Source organism: Neisseria sp. P0020.S003, assembly GCF_051957095.1.
Lineage (GTDB): Bacteria > Pseudomonadota > Gammaproteobacteria > Burkholderiales > Neisseriaceae > Neisseria > Neisseria subflava.
Genome location: NZ_JBQCWU010000021.1, coordinates 12,025 through 31,009, shown reverse-complemented (window position 1 = coordinate 31,009; position 18,985 = coordinate 12,025). Strand labels below are relative to the sequence as shown.

The following is an 18,985-nucleotide window of genomic DNA, read 5'->3' as shown; positions in this document are numbered from 1 at the left end:
CATGAGAAACAGTTGTTTGACAGTCCGGAACACCGGCGAAAGGAGTTGTGCCGCTTTGTTAATTTCTATAACACTGTGAAGCCACACCGCAGTTTGAACGGCGATACGCCGTTTGAGGTCTTGCAGGCTTATTTTTCTCAACCTGTGGTGTAAACAACGCAACGTTTTCCTACACTAAAGGCCGTCTGAAACTTTAAAAGTTTCAGACGGCCTTTTTTTAAAATCATCAGAAATTAAGGTTAAACAGTATTTAACTTTCAATATCCTGTTACTTACCTGTTTCTATTTTTGCCACTTAATTGTATCTTTAAGACAAATAAAAAGCACTGATATAATCAGTGCTTTTTAAATAATGGCGCGGCGGACGGGGCTCGAACCCGCGACCCCCGGCGTGACAGGCCGGTACTCTAACCAACTGAGCTACCACCGCGCATCCACTGTCAAAGACAATGAAAGGAAACTTGGTGGGTGATGACGGAGTCGAACCGCCGACATTCTGCTTGTAAGGCAGACGCTCTACCAACTGAGCTAATCACCCAATAAGCCGACATTAAATCAAAAAATCAGACCATGCGCAAGGTTTTTATTTAAATAAAAATATATCTCATTGAAAGAATATAGAATATTTTATTTAACCGCAAACAACACTGTTATGCCTATCCATTAATCGAAAATCAAATGTCCCAATTTATCCGCTTTAGTATGCAGATAACGTTCATTTTCCACATTTTCGCCGACATGTAATGCAATCCGTTCGACCACATTAATGCCGGAATCTTTCAACGTTTGGATTTTTTCAGGATTATTGGTCAACAACTTGACTTCACGAATATGCAGATAATCATAAATCTGCTTAGCCAAAGTGAAGTCGCGCGCATCAACAGGAAGGCCGAGCGCTACATTGGCCTCGACCGTATCCAAGCCCTGATCTTGCAGACGATAAGCACGGATTTTGTTTATCAAACCAATGCCCCTGCCTTCTTGGCGCAAATATACGATAACGCCACGCCCTTCTTTCTGAACGGCCTGCATCGCCGCTTGAAGTTGAGGGCCGCAATCACATTTCACCGAAAATAAAGCATCACCGGTCAAACACTCTGAATGGATACGCGACAACACAGGCAGGCCGTCTGAAACATCGCCCATCGTCAATGCGACATGTTCCTGACCGCCCTCTTCTTCAAAGCCGTGCATGGTAAATTCGCCCCATTCCGTAGGCAAACGGCATGACGCAACAAACTTCAAGGCGTTACTCATTTTCCGTTTCCTCGTTTTCAGCCATGCCCAACAGATTTTTCAAAGAATCCGACAGGGCTAAGGCAAGGGCAATCCAAGCCACCAATACTTCGTCAGGCGCGCCGTCTTTGATATCAAACTCGGCATGCACCACACCCAAAACCGCACCGCTGGGCATACAGACAGGAACAGAAATCTGACTCAAGCCGGGATGATTGCGTTCGGCCGACAATTCACCAATTTCCTGCCAATACGCCACATTCTGACAAACATTCATCCAACCGCTTTGCGCCGTACGCACAGCCAAAAAAGCCTGTCCGGTCTGCTCGTCGATTGGAATCACATTTTCCAATGGCATGCCCCAACGGCTCAGTCGAACCAGCGACAACGCGCCATCTTTCGGAAACGCGGTATAAACCGCAGCACTTTTCAAATGCTCGGTGCGCTCGGCAACCGAATCCAAAGCCATAAAAATCTGTTTCAGCAACAATTCATGTTCGGCATCAACATAATCCGCCAACTGCCAACCGTCTTCAGACGGCCACAAAATCGAACGCTCAACCGAAGCATTGCCCATTTTAATCACAGCCTGAGCAGTCAAATAAGCAACATGTATATCATCCGCAGGCAACTTCAAACCTTGCGTCTGCAAGAAATCTTTAATCAATAAAGCAGGCATCTGCCCTTCCTCACCAATAGTAAAGTTGAGGCCGTCTGAAAACAAACCCTGCTTTCAGACGGCCGGAATAAACCATTATATAAGGGATAAACCGAAAAATTCAAGCAAACAAGACTTTGCGCCACCATTAATCTTGTGTATAATCCACGATTCAAATTAGTGCGGACGTGGCGAAATTGGTAGACGCACCAGATTTAGGTTCTGGCGCCGCGAGGTGTGAGAGTTCGAGTCTCTCCGTCCGCACCACCCAACCCCTTTTAGGGGCTTTTTTTTCGTCTAATCAAATCTAACACAGTAATTAAGATTCAATACTGGCAAGGCTTTCAGACCAATATACCCCTTGCCAAGTGTCTAAATACCCCCAATGCCATTTAATTGAGTAAAGCACAAAATGTGGGTATGATTCAGGGGATCAGCCAAAACCACTGTAAAGCATACCCACAAATGCCACTAAACGACCGCCAAATCAAAGCCGCCAAGCCGGCTGATACTGGAAAGAAAATCAAGTTATTTGACGGAAATAGCCTGTATCTTGAAGTTACATCAGCGGGCGGGAAAATATTCCGCATGAGATACCGCATAGATGGCAAAGAGAAAGACTTCACTATCGGGAAATATCCGACCGTTTCACTGGTAGAAGCCCGACAAGCCGCCGAAAACGCCCGCCGCATGATTGCACAAGGGCAAGACCCCAACAAAGCCAAGCAAGAAGCCAAAGCAGCCCGACAAGCCGCCTTGCTAAATACTTTTGAGCATTTAGCCAAGCAATGGTACGAGGACAATTTGCCCCGCTGGAAAGAACACCACGCCGAGCGGATCATGCGTTATTTGAAAAATGACGTTTTCCCAGTCATTGGGGAAATCCCCGTTAATGAAATCAAGGTAACCCATATCAAAAACTTGCTTGATGACATTATGGCAAGGGGTGTTACTGATACCGCCGACAAAATCAGGGGTTGGATAGGGGCGGTTTTTGACTATTCCGCCATGTTGGAAATATCAGAAAACAACCCCGCCCGCCTGTTGAAAAATCACATTCCTAACTTACCCACCAAGCACAAGCCCGCCCTACCCCGTGAAGAATTGCCGGAGTTTTACCGCCGCCTGATACTGGCAAACAATATAGAGCGGCAAAACAAAATCGCCATCATGCTGGTTATGCTGGTGTTTGTGAGAAATAACGAATTACGCGGCGGCCAATGGCAAGAAGTGGACTTTAAAAACAAGCGTTGGATTATTCCCGCCGAAAGAATGAAGCACGAAAAGATGAAGCCAAAGCCCGCTTTATGTGTGCCTCTTTCTGATTGGGCAATAGAGCTACTTCAAGAGTTACACACGCTGACAGGGCATAGCCGGTTTATGTTTCCAAGTAGAACCAACGTAAACCGCCATATCAGCGAGAACACACTAGGAAAAATCATTAACGAGAAACTAGGCTATAAAGGTAGAGCAACGCCGCACGGCTTCAGAGCAGTAGCAAGTAGTCTGCTTTATGAAAACAACTTTAACGGCGGCGCGATTGAAACACAGCTTGCCCACGTTGAAGAAAACAAGATAAAGGATTCATACGCCTACCAAGCCGATTATATGCCCCAGCGTATCGAGTTTATGCAATGGTATAGCGATTATTTGCGGGAGCGATACAACCAAGCATTACAGATGATTCAAAAAGACAAGGCGGATTAAAAAATCCCTATGCGCGTGAGTAAATATACTGGTTACACTGGTTACCACAAAATTTAACAAATATAACTATATGAATATAAATATAAATACAAAGAAAAAGCGGTAACCAGTTAACGTAAATTTACTGGTTACCACCTGGTTACCCTTTTATACAAGTTTGATATTCCGGAATATTTTTTAGTTTTAGAGGTGTTACATGGTTTCTATCGCATATCCAAGAAATATTGCAGCATATAGTCCAAAATATGCAGCCATATTCAATATTACTAATAGCCCTGAATTTGAGGACGCGCTAGGAGTTCTTAGCTGGCAAGCCCAAAGGGTGTTTACTAGAGTATTTAAAAGTCTTGAAAAATTTGAGCATGGTGTGTCGCTATGGAGTCATAAGGAAACTTACAAGGTTTCTTTAGTTGAGGAGCAGGTTAATGACGCGCTAGAGAAGTATCAGGAAAAGTACGGAGACCCTATCGATTATTCAGAGTATTTTTATCCCGTGATAGAAGAGTTGCACTTTGGGCAAAGTCTGGAAATGCGCCTAGAAATGCAGTATTTCATCACGGCTAAGGCTATTTATGAGTATGTTTCAAACTTCAAAGACAAGCCATCGCAAGAAAACTTCAATCAATTTAGGACAATAGCAAACTTAATTACAACATCCATAGAGTTTATGTCTTTGGAGTTGAAAAAAGACCAAATCAGCATAGAGGCAATAACAGAAAATGCCCGAAAAGCAGGCAAAGCCAAGCAAAGCCATTATGAAAAAGCGGGAACGATAGCAGCCGTAAATCAGTTATTGGAGGAAAGAAAGGAAATGTTTAATCAATGGGGTGGAAAAGCTAAATTAATCCGCCTTATTTTAGAAAAAATTAATAACGATGAAATATCAGCCCCTGATGTTCCATCGGAAAAAACAGTTAAAGACTGGATAAAACAGTTTCGGGAAAATATGAAATCAACAAACAGATTTTAGGGAAGTCAACAAGCTGCTTACTTAACAGCCGCCCACATGGGCGGCTATATTTTTACCTGTCATCTAACCCGACTGAAAGAAAGGCAAAAATATATGAACAACACAGTATTAAGAGCAGACGATACCGCCCGTGCATTAGGTGTTTCACGAGCGACTATCTGGAATTGGGCAAACCCTAAGAGCCGCCATTACCGCCCTGATTTTCCCCGCCCTTTCAAAATATCTGCCAATGCGACAGGCTGGCTTGCGAGCGAGATTGACGAATATATCAACAAACTGGCAGCCAAGCGCGAAGAATAGGAGTTTTCGGAGCAATACGCGCGCGAAGAATCAGCGGGAATCTATCCCTTTAGTCAAAATAAAACCGCCTGAATAGAGGGCTATTCAGACGGCACGGAGGAAAAAATCTGATGAAAACTGATTATATCAACAGCAAGCCCAAAACGCCAAGCCAAAGAGAACGAATTTTAGTCCGATTGAGAAAAGGAAGTGCCACGTCATGGGAGTTAGCACAGATGGGCATACTTAGCTATAACACACGCATTATGGAGCTTCGCAGAGCGGGGCATGAAATCATAACCGTGATGGAAGAAGTAACCAACCAATTTGGCGAAACCGTGAAACGCGGTCGGTTCGTATTAATCAATTAAATTAGGAGTTTGAAACATGAATATCGAATATATAAAGACAGCTTTTGAGACCCGTCAAAAGTTACTAAAAGAAGAAGAGGACAAATGCAGTGAACTGACCGCCCAAATTGAAGCGGCAGAAGCCGGTGTTTCAGAGGCGGAAGCGGTAATCAATGAATTTGCGGGGCTGAGAAACAGGCGCAAAGGCATATTTGCCAATTTATTGAAAATGGGCAAACCCACAAACACCGAAGAAGCCAAAGAGCTTGATTCAGAGATTGCCGCCAAGCGAGAAGAGGCAGACCGCGCCGCCGATATGCTGGAAGTGCAAAAAGAACTGTTGGAAAGCCTTTTTGATGAACGCCGCCAACACCTGAACCGCATTTCAGAGCTTCGCAATTTACTGGCCGTTTCCCGCTATGAAATGTTTATTGCCGGTATTGAAGAGACCCACTTGCCTGAATATTTGGAGGCCGCCCAAGTCTATGCCAAAGCCGCCGCGAAACTGGTAGGAATCGGCAAGGCCGCCGTTGAAATGAGAACGAGTCTTCATGAAAACGGTTTGCGGCCTGATTGTCCGACCTATGGGGAATCTATGCCGAATCGAATCATTGATTTACGTTTGCCCGGCTTCTTCAACATGATGGACAACACCGGCGGGGAAGAAAACGCTATTTTCGACATCACGGAAGACATGGAGAAAGAAAAAGAAGCGGTTTTCAATAGTTTGAAGTAGCAACACCCAAACAGCCGCCTAAAAGCAGAAAAAAGCTATTGGGCGGCTTTTTGAAAGGAGTAAGGACATGACACCAAAGCAAGAACAATTTACCCGCCTGTATGTAGAAACGGGCAATGCAAGCGAAGCATACCGGCAAGCCTACAACACCGACAACATGAAGCCCGAAACGGTAACGAATGAAGCCTATAAGCTGCTTCAAGACCCCGATATTTCCGCGATGGTAGATGGCCTCAAGGAAGAGGCACGGCAACGCCACGCGGTAACGGTGGACGACCTGTTACACGAACTGGAGCAGGCACGGGCGGCGGCACTGGCAGCCCCTACCCCGCAAAGCAGCGCGGCGGTATCGGCCACGATGGGCAAAGCAAAAATGCTGGGCTTGCTGGTGGATAAGGCGGAAATCAAGGCAGAGGCGGAAATCAGCCAAGTAAAACAGGAAGAGCGCAAATGCCCATTGACGGAAGAAGAAAGAAAACAAGTCAGCAATGCTTTTTTTAATAAGTCATACAGTGAAATCACGCTTGCCGACATTACGGCGATTGTCGGGAATGATATAGCGCGGATTGAGTATGCAGTAATCCTGATTGTGTTGGACAAAATAATTTAACCCGTCCAATGCAAAAACATTTGACAAATTGAGCTTTGGGAAGCAGAATTAAGTTTCTCTCACAAAAAACATAAGCCCAAATCGGCAGGGTAACGCTGATTTCTTATCGCCATTTTCTCTTATGGCGTTTGAAGCCTATTCACAGGCTTTGGACGGCGTATCAAAGTTTATGGCGGTGTCTGCCAACCGCAAGGCGCAGGCTGGTTTCTTATGTCCAGTGAGAGCACCGCCCCCTTATTTCGGGCATTTCTCAAATCTCACAAAAAACATAGGAGCATTTCAAATGCAATCTTCCATTTCTACCCAAATCCAAACCATTCAAAATCAAGCCCAAACGGTAACCATTCCTCGCGAGCTGGCAAACCGCATCATGGACGCGCTGTACTACGGCGGCGAATTTATCGCCAATACTGGCGCAATCATCGACACCATTTGCGACAACATGGCCGACCATTCCGTCCGCAACACCCCCCATAAGTGCGAGCGGAAGCACGGCACGACTTGCCACAGTCATTCAAACCCTAGTCCCCCATGCGGAAAACTTGGAATCTTTCGATTTGTCATCCGAGCTTGCGGGATACATTCAAAACTGACCCCGTCCCCGCGCCCTGACGATTCAGACGGCCTGAAAGAATGGGCTGCTTACAGCGTAACCCACGCCGGTTAAGCCCACCTATTCCCTGAAATTTACCCGCCTTTATGCCGCCTATTTCAGACGGCATAGGGCAAACTTCGCCCTAGTGTTTTCATAACTAATTGATTTTATTAGATTCATGTTTTGAAACACTGGAGGCAGAGCAAAGGATAAAACCATGAAACAGACCAATAAATCCGACCGTTTCCGCCGGTATCTTAACCGCGCCTTGCTGGTGTTTTGGGTGTTGCTTTTGGCTTTGGTAGTCCGAGCCTGTAACCAGCCCGCCCACGCCGACACGGAGCAACTAGAGCAGGAAACGCCCGCGATATGGGAAACAGACCCAACAGCCGGAATAGTTTTAGAACCAGTATCAGAGGAGGCAGAGCAATGAAACCAACATACCAAGACATTAAAGCCGCCGCGCAATACTGCTGGCCGGAAATACACGCGGCATTAGGCATAGACCAGCGATACCTGAAAAACAAACACCAGCCCTGCCCCGCGTGTGGAGGGAAAGACCGTTTCAGATATGACGACAAGGACGGAAACGGCACATTCATTTGCAGCCATTACAACAACGGCGCGGGCGATGGTTTCGGCTTGGTAATGCACTTTTTCGGGTGTGATTTTCAGACGGCCTTAGAGCAGGTTTCAGGCGTTTTAGGCATGGGCAATGCAGACCCTTTGCCGATACCGCCAACACGCCCACAAGCGCAACCATGCCCCGAAAAAGACCAAATCGAGAAGCTGGCCGCATTATGGAGAAGCACAGAACCTATCCGCCCCGATTCCCCTGTTATCCAGTATTTGAAATCACGCGGTTTGGAGATGGCGCATTTACCCGAAAACGTCCGTTTTCTACCTGAAAAAGACTATTGGACAACAGGCGAGGATAAGCCGCTTTTGCTTGGCCGTTTCCCGTGTATGGTTTGCGCTATCCGCGATATGGACGAGGAGTTACAAGGCTTACACCTAACCTATTTACAGCCTAGCTATGACAAACCATGCGGAGAGGACGGACTACATGCCCCACACTATCAGAAACTGGCAATCAAACACCCTGAAACGGGCGAGGCATTACCGGCCAAGAAAATGAGAAGCCGTAAGCATGGCAGCATTTCAGGGCAAGCCGTCCACTTGTTCCCGATTCCTGAAAATGGCCGTCTTGTCATTGCAGAGGGAATAGAAACCGCCCTTGCCGCCCGTGAATTGTACAAGGCTTACGATTGGGGCTTATACGCGGCCTTGAGCGCAAACAGCATGGCAAATTTTCAGTTTCTGAACGGTATAAAAGAAATTGCGATTATTGCTGATAACGACACGCCCCGCCCCGTTGGTTACAGAGCCGCTTATGACTTGGCAATGCGAGCCATTAAGCAGGGAATCAAGGCGAGCATATGGCAGAGTGAAACAGCAGGCTATGACGCACTGGACGAACTGAACGAGAAAAAGCGATCAGACAATCATTTCGGAGGACAGACAGCATGAAAAATACCGAAACAGCGAAGCAGGAAAGCACCAAAGACTACAACCTTGAGAATATCGAGCCATTCCGCCCGCGCCCTCACTTTGAAATCGACAATCGGGGCGTATGGTGGGTAAACGTTAGAACCGACAAAGACGGCGATATTATCGAATCAGAGCCGCTATTGCTTTCCGACCCTATCGACATCATAGGCACAGGGCAAGACAATGACGGCGCGTATTATCGGATTATCAAGTTTAAAGACAAAATCACACGCCAACAAAAGACCGCCGCCCTGCCACAAGCAGAAATTGCCGGTGGGAAATGCTGGGAGCGTTTGGGGTTTTACAGCTTATTCATTGAGAGCAACCCAACAAAAAGGCGAAAACTGGCAGACTATTTGCAGAAAGAGGGAAGCCAGACAGCCTTTACCATTACCGATCGCGCCGGTTGGAACGGGGAAGCCTACATACTGGCAGGCGGGGAAGCCGTTAACGCAGACGGCGCAAACATTCTATACAACGGAGACACCAGCCAAAAAGACGGTTACACAGAAAAAGGCAGCCTCAAGGAATGGCAGGAGCAGGCCGCGCGATACGCAGAGAACAATAGCCGCCTATGCCTGGCACTAGGTTTAAGCATGGCCGCACCATTCTTGGCACTTTTGAACGAAGAGGGAGGCGGTTTCCATTTGGCGGGCGATTCCTCAAAAGGCAAAACAACCGCCGCGCGGCTTGCCTTGAGCGTATGGGGCGACCCTGAAACCACTAAAGGAAATTGGGATACTACCCCGCTTGGCTTGCAGAATTTAGCTTTAGCCCGCAATGATGGCTTGCTGGTGTTAGATGAAATCGGGCAATCAGCCGACCCGCGAAAAATCCCGCAAATGGTTTACAGCGTGATCAACGGCGTGTCAAAAACACAAGGCGCAAAAGATGGCGGCAACCGCCGGCAGAAAACATGGCGCAATCTGATCCTTTCAACCGGCGAAATAAACCCGGAGAGCCTGATAGGAGACCGCGCCCAATGGAAAGCGGGCAATCATGTTAGGTTACCTGACATACAGGCAGAGGCAAGATATGGCATATTTGACACGTTGCACGGCTTCGCAGATGGCGCGAAACTGTCGGAGCATATCAGACAAGCCACAGCCAAACAGCGAGGAACAGCAGGCCGCGCCCTTATCCGCCAAATCCTCAAAGACGGAAAAGAAGCCGCCGCCCAAGCCGTAGAAGCCAGCCGCGCCCGATTCCTTGAGACCTTGCCACCAATGGAGGGACAGGCGCGAAGAATTGCCCGCCGCTTCGCCCTTTTGGCCGCCGTCTTGGAATATGCCGCCCCTATTACCGGCATGAGACAAGGAGCAGGAGAAGCAGGAGTAAGGCAGTGTTTCAATGAATGGCTTGAAGAAAACGGCACAGGAAACCGCGAAGACCGCCGAATCATTGAGCAAGTAACCGCTTTCATGGACGTTAACGCACTGTCAATGCGCTTTTCAGACTGGAACGCCCAAACCGTGAACCAAAATCACGTAGGTTATCGGAAACAGGAGGGAAGCATAGATGAATATTGGATAATCCCCTTTACCTTTGAAAATGAAGTCTGTAAAGGATATAGCCTGCGTAAAGTGTGTGAAGTCCTACATAATCGCCAATGGTTAAAAAAAGCCGATAACGGTAGATGGCAACACCAGCGCAAACGCAACGGCGTTGCAAGCCGATTCTATGTTTTGATGGGAGAAGCCCCGCCCGACTTTGACGAATAACCAAGAGCAAGCCCGCTATTACCGACAATGGCGGGCTTTTTCACACCCTGCCGAACCTGAAACGACACAAACGGTTCGTGTCGGATTGAGGAATATGCTGAGATATATCGAAAAGATGTAAAATGTACGGAAATGTGCTGGATTTAGATTGCCTGCTTTACAAACAACCGTATATAATTAAAAGCATGAAACCGTACAATGATACCATTTTCCAAGAGCCAAAGGCTGCCCAAGCGGCCGCCTTTATGCTGTACAAGGCAAACGGCAGACTTGAAGTACTGAAGCTGATGAAGCTGATGTACTTGGCTGAACGTGAGTCTTTCTCACGCTTCGGAGAATGCCTGACAGGTGATGCGTTGGTTTCAATGCCGCATGGCCCGGTACTCTCCATGACCTTGGATTTCATCAACGGCGGACAGGAGTCCGTTCCGAACGGATGGACAACGTGGGTTAGCGACCGCGAAAACAAAATGCTTGCCTTACGCGATCCAAGTATGATTCGGACACCCGAGCAAGACTTATTGGCATTATCCGAAACCGATTTGGAAGTACTGGAATCGGTTTGGGAGAATTACGGCCATTATTCCGCATGGGATCTGCGCAACATGACCCACAACGGGTTATGCCCGGAATGGGAAGACCCTCACGGCTCAAGCCGCCCAATTCCCATCAAAAAACTGTTGTCTGTGCTTGGTTATAATGACGAACGAGCCGTAGCGATTGTAGAAAGACTGGAAGAACAGGCTTACATCAATCGCGCTTTCGGGTAGGAGACGGTATGCCTCAATCGTGGCAATGCAGGCAAGGAGAATGCCTACTCATCCCATCCGGTCCAAATAGCTACCAACACTTATTTACCATCCTAGTCAATCCGTGTATTCTGCCCAACCGTGGGAATAAGCCGCAGGTTCTTTCTGTCGGCATTTCTTCTATCCGGGAAAATATCCCATATGATAATGCCTGCATCATCAGGCAGGGAGAACATCCTTTTGTCCAACATGACAGTTATGTCCGCTACCGTGATGCAAGGATTGATGCCGTCGAACACATAGAAAACCGTGTGCACGAAGGGATATTCTCCGTGAAATCACCATGTAGCGAACAACTGTTGGGGCGTATCATTGCCGGGGCTTCAACATCACGATATGCCAGCAGGGAAGTTAAGCTTCTGATTGCAAAATTTGCCATAGCATAATCCTCTGCCCGCATTACGCGGGCTTTTTCGTATATCAAACATGAAATCAACTAGTTCATTTCATGAAATCAGCTAGCTATTACAGGAAATCAGCAAGCTACTTCCTAGAAGCCGCCCTGATCGCCATGAATCAGGCATAGCCCACCCCATTCAACCCGCCCACACACGCGGGCTTTTTTACGTCCAAACATTCAGGCAGACCAACCAAGAAAGCATAAAATCAACAGGAATCCCCTAAATTTCAAAAATTAGGGCTGTTTGACTATTTCCCTATACCTACCCTACCCAATCAATGAAACACGCTTACAGCGCAATTTTAGCCTATTTACGCCATATCTACCAAAAAGGCAGGCAGTGAATAAATAATTTCGACACCAATACGCGCGCGCGTAATAACGCAGTCCCTAGATTTTTGCAAGCCCATGAAAAGAAAGGAAAACGCGGCAGGTAACCACTTAACCGGCACTGGTAACCAATGACAAAGACATAACTGGTTACCGCATTATCGTTGATTTATAAAGGTTTTTAGGGGCTGGTAACCAGGTAACCAGAGTAACCAGTGCTTTTTGTATATATATAGCGGTTTAAATTTGAGAGAGAGAAGCCGCCGGCCTAATCACTCAAATAACAACACGTCCCAAAAAAAGTTATAATGACCGGCCTAGACTGCTAAATTATTTTTTGACCTTTGCAAAATGTGGTGTTTTTTGTGGGTATATTTGGATTGCTTTATTATTTTTATAATATAAAACAATGAATTATATCTTTGGTTTGTGTCCCTCCGTCGCACCATACTCAAAATGAGCAGCTTTCGGGCTGCTTTTTTTACATCTATTCCACTATATACCCTATTCAAAATCAAAACTGCTTTTAATTTTTTGACCTTTGCAAAAAAGGGGTTTATTTGGGGGTATAACAGACGTTTCCATTTTATCTTTCAGACGGCCTATCATTTATGTTGAATCCATCGCAAAAACTTGTCGAATTGGTCCGTATTCTTGAAGAACGTGCCTATATTTTTCCGGGAGATCCTGTTCAGGCGACGGAAGCGTTGCGACATATTGATGGCGGCAACGAGGAAAAACTGATACGCCGCGCCCAAATCATTGACCGCGACCAGCATTTAAAATATGTGTTGCAACAGGTGGAAACAGGCTCGTTTTGGCTTTGGATTGTTGCGGCGACATTGTTGTTTACGGTCGGTTTTTCCAGCACTTATCTTTTGATGGACAATCAGGGGCTGAACTTTTTTCTGGTCTTGGCCGGGATTTTAGGCATGAATACAATCATGCTGCTGGTGTGGCTGGCGACTTTATTCCTTCGTTTGAAAAATGTGCACTTTTTCAGCAGTCCGGCAACTTGGTTCCGAGGTAAAGACCCGGTCAATCAGGCAATTTTGCGGCTTTATGTGGATGAATGGCGTAAACCGCAAACGCGTTGGCTGATTGGTGCAACTTCGCACAGCCTGTGGCTATGCACGCTGTCGGGAATGTTGGTTTCTGTTTTGCTGCTGCTTTTGGTGCGTCAATATACGTTCAACTGGGAAAGTACACTTTTAAGCAATACGACATTGGTGAAAACGGTTGAAGCTTTGTCATGGCTGCCGGAACGTTTGGGCTTTCCTGTTCCCGACAGTCAGGCCGTAATTGCAGGCCGTCTGAACAATCATATCGAAGATGCACGCGCTTGGGCGGGCTTACTCATCGGCAGCATCATCTGCTATGGTATTCTACCGCGCTTGATTGCTTGGCTGGCTTGCAAGATTACTTTAAAAACCCTTCGCGAACGTTTGGATTTGAATCAGCCCTACTATCAAAACATCCTCCGTACATGGCAAACGAAGATTGTTGATGCCGATGATTTTCAGGAAAACATCGTTCCCGTTTCATCCAAAATTACGCTGAATAATGCGCCCAAATGGGCAGTTACACTGGAAACGGAATGGCCTGAGCCGCTTTGGTTTTCCGGCATTTTGGCGCAAGAATGGATAGACAAAGGCGTGGTCGCCGGCAGAAAAGATTTGGAACAATTAGAAGCCGAATTGAAACAAACTCCGGCGCAACTTCTCATCGGCGTACGCACGCAAACTGTTCCCGACCGCGGTATTTTGCGTCAAATCAGCCGCTTGGCCGAAGCTACGGACGGCGGCGTTATCATTCAGCTTTTGAATCAAGGCAGCTTCTCTGAAGATTTGGATACCAAACTGGATTATTGGCGCAATGCGCTGGCAGAAAGAAACATTGCCTGGCTGGAACCGACCCGTTTGGCACAAGAAAAACGGCAAAGCTCTATTTGACAGATAAACCGAAGGCCGTCTGAAACCTGATGTTTGGGTTTCAGACGGCCTTATTTATTGTTGAGGATTCATCTTAATGATGTTCGTGGCGATGCTCTTGATGATGTTTGGGCTTGGCTGCGTGGTGTTTGTCTTTAGGTGCAGGTTTTTTCATTTTTTGCGGTTTGGCTTTTTTGTGCATACGCTCTTGTTTCGGATGCATCTCGTGTTTGCCGTGTGCAGAAGCGACTGGAGCCAATACCAAGCCGGCAGCTGCAACCATCAAAGAGGTCATTTGAATCAGTTTTTTCATATTTATCTTCTTTCAAGGGGTTGATTTGAGGTAAAAATAAGAATTTATTCGCACTCAAGCGATGGTCAAATATTAATGGCTTTGACTGTCAGCTACTGTCAGCATTCAGCGAAATCTGTTCAAAATTCGGCAATAGAAGTATGGCAACACGATGATGTAGCAAGGTTTTGAAAGTTTACCGTCAATTTCAACAAAGCGTCTTTACACATTTCCCAAACGACAAAAAGCGCGAACCTTTCGATTCGCGCTTTTTTCAGACGGCATCAATTATTTTTTGTCGTCTTTTACTTCTTCAAAGTCGGCATCTACGATGTCGTCGTCTTTCTTAGCAGAAGACTCGGCTTGTGCGCCCTCGCCTGCTTGTGCTTCAGCTTGCGCTTGAGCGTAAACCATTTCGCCCAATTTTTGGCTGGCTGCACCCAAAGCTTCGGCTTTGGCATCGATAGCGGCTTTGTCGTCGCCTTTAACTGCTTCTTCAGCTTCTTTCAACGCAGCTTCGATTTTTTCTTTCTCGGCAGCGTCAAGTTTGTCGCCGTAATCAGCCAGAGATTTTTTCACAGAGTGAATCAGGGCTTCGGCTTGGTTGCGGGAAGCGACCAATTCAGTCAGTTTTTTATCTTCTTCAGCATTGGCTTCGGCATCTTTCACCATGCGTTCGATTTCTTCTTCGCTCAAACCTGAAGAACCTTGGATGGTAATGTTGGCCGCTTTGCCGGTACCTTTATCTTTGGCAGAAACGTGCAAGATACCGTTGGCGTCAATGTCGAAAGTAACTTCAATTTGCGGCATACCGCGTGGTGCAGGTGCGATGTCGGTCAAGTTGAACTGACCCAAAGATTTGTTGGCAGAAGCGCGTTCGCGTTCGCCTTGCAGCACATGGATGGTTACTGCGCTTTGGTTGTCTTCGGCAGTAGAGAACACTTGAGACGCTTTAGTCGGAATAGTAGTGTTCTTTTGAATCAGCTTGGTCATCACGCAGCCCATGGTTTCGATACCCAAAGACAGAGGCGTTACGTCCAGCAGCAATACGTCGCTACGGCCGCCGCTCAATACTTCACCTTGAATCGCTGCACCTACGGCAACAGCTTCGTCAGGGTTCACGTCTTTACGAGGCTCTTTACCGAAGAAAGCTTTAACGGCTTCTTGTACTTTCGGCATACGGCTTTGACCACCGACCAAAATTACATCGTCGATGTCGCTGGTGCTCAAGCCGGCATCTTTCAATGCAACTTTACAAGGCTCGATAGAACGTTGGATCAAATCTTCAACCAGGCTTTCAAATTTGGCACGGGTAATTTTCATGGCCAAGTGTTTAGGACCGGTTGCATCCATAGTGATGTATGGCAGGTTGATTTCAGTTTGCTGACCGCTGGACAATTCGATTTTGGCTTTCTCAGCAGCTTCTTTCAGACGTTGCAGAGCCATTACGTCTTGTTTCAAATCAATGCCTTGTTCTTTTTTGAACTCGTCAATGATGTAGTCGATCAAGCGTTGGTCGAAGTCTTCACCACCCAAGAAAGTATCGCCGTTGGTAGCCAATACTTCAAATTGTTTGTCGCCGTCGAGGTTGGCAATTTCGATGATGGAAATATCGAAAGTACCGCCACCCAAGTCATATACGGCTACTTTGCGGTCTTTGTTGTCGCCTTTGTCCATACCGAATGCCAAAGCGGCTGCGGTTGGTTCGTTGATGATACGTTTTACTTCCAAACCTGCGATGCGGCCTGCGTCTTTAGTCGCTTGACGTTGGCTGTCGTTGAAGTAGGCAGGAACGGTAATCACAGCTTCAGTGACTTTCTCGCCCAAGTAAGCTTCAGCGGCTTCTTTCATTTTACGCAAAACTTCTGCGGAAATTTGAGGAGGAGACAGCTCTTTGCCTTGCGCTTTCACCCATGCGTCGCCGTTGTTGGCTTTGATGATTTCGAAAGGCATGGATTCGATGTCGCGTTGAACTTCTTTGTCTTCAAATTTGTGGCCGATCAAACGTTTGGCGGCGTAAATGGTGTTTTTAGCATTGGTTACCGCTTGGCGTTTTGCAGGCGCGCCGACGAGGATTTCGCCGCCGTCCAAATAAGCGATAACGGAAGGAGTGGTGCGTGCACCTTCTGCATTTTCGATCACTTTGGTTTGACCGTTTTCAGAAATGGCCAAACAAGAGTTGGTTGTACCTAAGTCAATACCGATTACTTTTGCCATATTATGTTGCTCCTAATAAATAAACTTTTCTAAATTAATAATCCTGTGGAACATTTCGTTCCGATGGCTTGTAAATAAGGTTGCTTCATTTTTTTTCAAGGCTTAATTTGAATTTTTTTTCAAATTAAATTCAATCACTTGATTTATTTATCCACAAGCTGTTTATTCTTTTTTCAGACGGCCGGTTTTAATTTTCCGATTCCGGTTTATCGGAATGATTTTCCAATAGCGGAACATCGGGCTTTGAAACCGGATAAGGCCGTCTGAAGATTTTATACTTGATAAACTTTATCAAGCGGTGCCTTCAATCTTCTTTTTTCGCCACGACAACCATCGCAGGGCGCAAAACGCGGTCGGATAATGTGTAGCCTTTTTTCATCACGCTGACGATGGTGTTCGGCTCTTGCTCGCTGACCACTGTCTGCATAGCTTGGTGGTAATGCGGATCAAGTTTCTCGCCTGCCTGAGGATTGACTTCTTTAATATGGGTGGCATCAAACGCTTTTTGCAACTCGTTCAAAGTCATTTGCACGCCCATTTTCAGGGCATCGAAATTACCGCTTTGGTCGAGCAGCGCCATTTCAAGATAGTCTTTGACAGGCAGCATTTCGGCCGCAAATTTTTGTCCGGCGAATTTATGGGTATCGGCGATTTCTTGCTGATGGCGGCGGCGCAGGTTTTGCTCGTTTGCCAGCCCGCGCAGCTCGCTGTCTTTGAGTTGGCCTTCCAACTCAGCAATACGCGCCTGCAGATCTTCGTAAGTCGGCTCGGCTTGTACTTCGGCTTGTTCGGTTTCAACTGCTTCAGCAGTTTCTACGGCTGCCGCTTCTTCGGCTTCGTTTTGGTGTTGTTCGTTACGATCCGTCATTTCTGACATCCTTTTAGAGTGTTAGCATTCAATAACCCATATATAAGGCCGTCTGAAAAAACTTCAAGCATTTGAACGTCGATTATCAAATGCCTTGTTAAAAGACATTGGAAAACGGTAAGATAGCCATCTGATTTTATTCTTCAGACGGCCTCGAATATGAAAAAAGACCATTTGAATTCAACCGATTTTAATCTGTGGCACACCATCCGCGAAGAAACCGAAGCGGCCGCCGCGGCCGAACCGATGCTGGCGAGCTTCCTGCATCAAACCGTGTTGCGCCACGATTCTCTCGATTCGGTACTTGCCTACCATCTTTCCAGCAAGCTCGGCAGCCCGATTATGGATGTGCGCGCGCTGTTTGAAATCTATCAGCAGGCTTTGAGCGTGGACACCCGTATCAGCAAATGCGTCGAGGCCGACTTGAAAGCCATTTACGAGCTCGACCCGGCTTGTGATGAATATTCGCTGCCGCTGTTGTATTTCAAAGGCTTCCACGCCGTACAGGCACACCGCATCAACCACTGGCTCTATCAAAACGGCCGTAAAACGCTGGCGTATTTCCTGCAAAACCGCATGTCGGAAGTCTTCGGTGTCGATATCCACCCGGCCGCCCGTTTCGGTCACGGTTTGATGCTCGACCATGCCACCGGTTTTGTGGCCGGCGAAACCGCCGTCTTGGGCAACAATATTTCCATCCTCCACGGCGTAACGCTGGGCGGTTCGGGCAAAGAAAGCGGCGACCGCCACCCGAAAATCGGCAATGGCGTGATGATTGGTGCGAATGCCTCAATTTTGGGCAACATCCGCATCGGCGAAAACGCCAAAATCGGCGCAGGCAGCGTGGTGGTTGCCGATGTACCGTCTTCGATTACCGTTGTCGGCGTACCGGCCAAACCGGTTGGCCGCTCGTCCAAAACCCCGTCTGCCGATATGGATCAAAACATTCAATTATCGACTACGGATTTTGTGATTTAAGCAATCTGCCATTTAAAAGGCCGTCTGAAAGATTTGTTCTTTCAGACGGCCTTTTATGATTTAAATCTTAGTGTTAACCGCGTTTGCGCAAGGCTTCCAAGTGCATTTTAACCTGCTTGACTTTCTCTTCGGTAAACAGGTTGGCAATGTTTTTCCAAATGCTGTGATAACCGTAAGGCCCGTGCTGCATTTCGGCTTTTGCCTCTTCCGCTGTCCAGCCTTGATAAATGATGCGGTACATTCCGGCAATCAAACCGGTACGGTCTGCTCCGTGATAACAATGGATAAGCACTGCGCCGTTTTGCTGTTGTTTTTCAATTAAGTATAGGATTTCCGCAATCTCTTTCGGCTTAATGCTCCATGACAGCAACGGACGGTTTAGCAAGGTCAAACCATACGCTTTCAAATGGTCGTCATCGTTGCGGTCGAAAAAGCGCAAGTTGATCACGCTTTGAATGCCCAGCTTGACGATGGCTTCGCCATCTTCGGCAACAGGCTGCTCGCTGCGGTAAAGCTTGTCGTCGATACGATAAAGGTTGGCATCGTGTTTGACGGGCGTTGCCCAGCGTTCGGACTGAACGACTTTGCTGCCGTTATCCATCGGCGCGGACAAGCAAGCGATGGGCAAGCCGGAAGCGAGAAGGCACAAAAAAAGACGGCGCATAAAATTCCTGTATGAAAATCAATTGAAAATCAAAATATCATACGATTCTATCAAAACCCGTTCGGATATTCTATCCGCGCAAA

At 47.0% G+C, this 18,985-nt stretch carries 21 protein-coding genes and 3 tRNA genes; 16 read left to right on the top strand and 8 right to left on the bottom strand.

Features of this window, described 5'->3' with window-relative positions; all coding sequences use genetic code 11:
• The coding region (locus ACTHTQ_RS09940) for an integrase core domain-containing protein (protein WP_440363816.1) at positions 1 to 153 on the top strand (153 nt) is incomplete at its 5' end.
• A gap of 200 nt (positions 154 to 353) precedes the next feature.
• Here the strand turns inward: ACTHTQ_RS09940 and ACTHTQ_RS09935 are convergent.
• From ACTHTQ_RS09935 to ACTHTQ_RS09920, 4 genes are all read right to left on the bottom strand, one after another.
• Positions 354 to 430: transfer RNA gene (locus ACTHTQ_RS09935), tRNA-Asp, on the bottom strand.
• Positions 431 to 462: 32 nt separating this feature from the next.
• Positions 463 to 538 (bottom strand) — tRNA-Val (locus ACTHTQ_RS09930).
• 125 nt (positions 539 to 663) lie between these two features.
• Positions 664 to 1,257 carry a GTP cyclohydrolase II gene (gene ribA / locus ACTHTQ_RS09925; protein WP_063068903.1) on the bottom strand — a complete coding sequence of 198 codons (594 nt, stop codon included), beginning with the start codon at positions 1,255 to 1,257 and terminating at the stop codon, positions 664 to 666.
• The gene (locus ACTHTQ_RS09920; RefSeq protein WP_440363813.1) at positions 1,250 to 1,915 is read right to left on the bottom strand and encodes a hypothetical protein; all 666 of its coding nucleotides are present in this window, start codon (positions 1,913 to 1,915) and stop codon (positions 1,250 to 1,252) included. The genes ribA and ACTHTQ_RS09920 overlap by 8 nt, the downstream gene beginning before the upstream one ends.
• Before the next feature lie 161 nt (positions 1,916 to 2,076).
• Between ACTHTQ_RS09920 and ACTHTQ_RS09915 the strand changes: the two genes are divergently transcribed.
• The 14 genes from ACTHTQ_RS09915 to ACTHTQ_RS09850 all read left to right on the top strand — a co-directional run bounded on the left by ACTHTQ_RS09915 (position 2,077) and on the right by ACTHTQ_RS09850 (position 13,904).
• A tRNA-Leu gene (locus ACTHTQ_RS09915) sits at positions 2,077 to 2,161 on the top strand.
• 198 nt (positions 2,162 to 2,359) lie between these two features.
• Complete coding sequence (locus tag ACTHTQ_RS09910; protein ID WP_440363815.1) at positions 2,360 to 3,601, top strand: tyrosine-type recombinase/integrase; 1,242 nt, start codon at positions 2,360 to 2,362, stop codon at positions 3,599 to 3,601.
• Between the two features lie 196 nt (positions 3,602 to 3,797).
• Positions 3,798 to 4,571 (top strand): hypothetical protein, encoded by a 774-nt coding sequence (locus ACTHTQ_RS09905; protein WP_440363812.1) that lies wholly within the window; start codon positions 3,798 to 3,800, stop codon positions 4,569 to 4,571.
• Between the two features lie 93 nt (positions 4,572 to 4,664).
• The gene (locus ACTHTQ_RS09900; protein ID WP_440363811.1) at positions 4,665 to 4,871 is read left to right on the top strand and encodes a helix-turn-helix transcriptional regulator; all 207 of its coding nucleotides are present in this window, start codon (positions 4,665 to 4,667) and stop codon (positions 4,869 to 4,871) included.
• A 110-nt stretch (positions 4,872 to 4,981) separates the two neighbouring features.
• Positions 4,982 to 5,221, top strand: coding sequence for a helix-turn-helix domain-containing protein (locus ACTHTQ_RS09895; RefSeq protein WP_440363810.1), 240 nt, complete (start codon positions 4,982 to 4,984; stop codon positions 5,219 to 5,221).
• A gap of 16 nt (positions 5,222 to 5,237) precedes the next feature.
• The gene (locus ACTHTQ_RS09890) at positions 5,238 to 5,936 is read left to right on the top strand and encodes a hypothetical protein (RefSeq protein ID WP_440363809.1); all 699 of its coding nucleotides are present in this window, start codon (positions 5,238 to 5,240) and stop codon (positions 5,934 to 5,936) included.
• 67 nt (positions 5,937 to 6,003) lie between these two features.
• On the top strand, positions 6,004 to 6,546 hold the full coding sequence (locus ACTHTQ_RS09885) for a terminase small subunit (RefSeq protein WP_440363808.1): 543 nt from the start codon (positions 6,004 to 6,006) through the stop codon (positions 6,544 to 6,546).
• A 283-nt stretch (positions 6,547 to 6,829) separates the two neighbouring features.
• Positions 6,830 to 7,213: a hypothetical protein gene (locus tag ACTHTQ_RS09880; RefSeq protein ID WP_440363807.1), complete on the top strand. Its 384-nt coding sequence runs from the start codon at positions 6,830 to 6,832 to the stop codon at positions 7,211 to 7,213.
• 145 nt (positions 7,214 to 7,358) lie between these two features.
• Positions 7,359 to 7,574 (top strand): hypothetical protein, encoded by a 216-nt coding sequence (locus ACTHTQ_RS09875; protein ID WP_049351938.1) that lies wholly within the window; start codon positions 7,359 to 7,361, stop codon positions 7,572 to 7,574.
• Positions 7,571 to 8,671, top strand: a complete 1,101-nt coding sequence (locus ACTHTQ_RS09870; protein ID WP_440363806.1) for a DUF7146 domain-containing protein — start codon at positions 7,571 to 7,573, stop codon at positions 8,669 to 8,671. Before ACTHTQ_RS09875 ends, ACTHTQ_RS09870 begins: the two co-directional genes overlap by 4 nt.
• Positions 8,668 to 10,413: a DUF927 domain-containing protein gene (locus ACTHTQ_RS09865; protein ID WP_440363805.1), complete on the top strand. Its 1,746-nt coding sequence runs from the start codon at positions 8,668 to 8,670 to the stop codon at positions 10,411 to 10,413. Before ACTHTQ_RS09870 ends, ACTHTQ_RS09865 begins: the two co-directional genes overlap by 4 nt.
• Positions 10,414 to 10,598: 185 nt before the next feature.
• A complete protein-coding gene (locus ACTHTQ_RS09860; RefSeq protein ID WP_440363804.1) occupies positions 10,599 to 11,183 on the top strand; it encodes a Panacea domain-containing protein in 585 nt (194 codons plus the stop codon).
• Between the two features lie 8 nt (positions 11,184 to 11,191).
• Entirely contained in the window at positions 11,192 to 11,608 is a 417-nt protein-coding gene (locus ACTHTQ_RS09855; RefSeq protein WP_440363803.1) for a hypothetical protein, read from the top strand.
• A gap of 955 nt (positions 11,609 to 12,563) precedes the next feature.
• Positions 12,564 to 13,904, top strand: a complete 1,341-nt coding sequence (locus ACTHTQ_RS09850) for a DUF2868 domain-containing protein (RefSeq protein WP_440363802.1) — start codon at positions 12,564 to 12,566, stop codon at positions 13,902 to 13,904.
• A gap of 73 nt (positions 13,905 to 13,977) precedes the next feature.
• On the opposite strand, the gene ACTHTQ_RS09845 is transcribed toward ACTHTQ_RS09850, so the two are convergent.
• From ACTHTQ_RS09845 to grpE, 3 genes are all read right to left on the bottom strand, one after another.
• On the bottom strand, positions 13,978 to 14,196 hold the full coding sequence (locus ACTHTQ_RS09845) for a hypothetical protein (protein ID WP_049329085.1): 219 nt from the start codon (positions 14,194 to 14,196) through the stop codon (positions 13,978 to 13,980).
• A gap of 267 nt (positions 14,197 to 14,463) precedes the next feature.
• A complete protein-coding gene (dnaK, locus tag ACTHTQ_RS09840; RefSeq protein WP_440363801.1) occupies positions 14,464 to 16,392 on the bottom strand; it encodes a molecular chaperone DnaK in 1,929 nt (642 codons plus the stop codon).
• Between the two features lie 304 nt (positions 16,393 to 16,696).
• Positions 16,697 to 17,269 carry a nucleotide exchange factor GrpE gene (gene grpE, locus ACTHTQ_RS09835; RefSeq protein WP_308887835.1) on the bottom strand — a complete coding sequence of 191 codons (573 nt, stop codon included), beginning with the start codon at positions 17,267 to 17,269 and terminating at the stop codon, positions 16,697 to 16,699.
• Positions 17,270 to 17,419: 150 nt separating this feature from the next.
• On the opposite strand from grpE, the gene cysE reads away from it, so the two are divergent.
• Positions 17,420 to 18,238 (top strand): serine O-acetyltransferase, encoded by an 819-nt coding sequence (gene cysE / locus ACTHTQ_RS09830; protein ID WP_440363800.1) that lies wholly within the window; start codon positions 17,420 to 17,422, stop codon positions 18,236 to 18,238.
• Positions 18,239 to 18,311: 73 nt separating this feature from the next.
• Here the strand turns inward: cysE and ACTHTQ_RS09825 are convergent, their stop codons facing one another.
• A complete protein-coding gene (locus tag ACTHTQ_RS09825) occupies positions 18,312 to 18,902 on the bottom strand; it encodes a tyrosine-protein phosphatase (RefSeq protein WP_440363799.1) in 591 nt (196 codons plus the stop codon).
• Between the last annotated feature and the right edge of the window lie 83 nt (positions 18,903 to 18,985).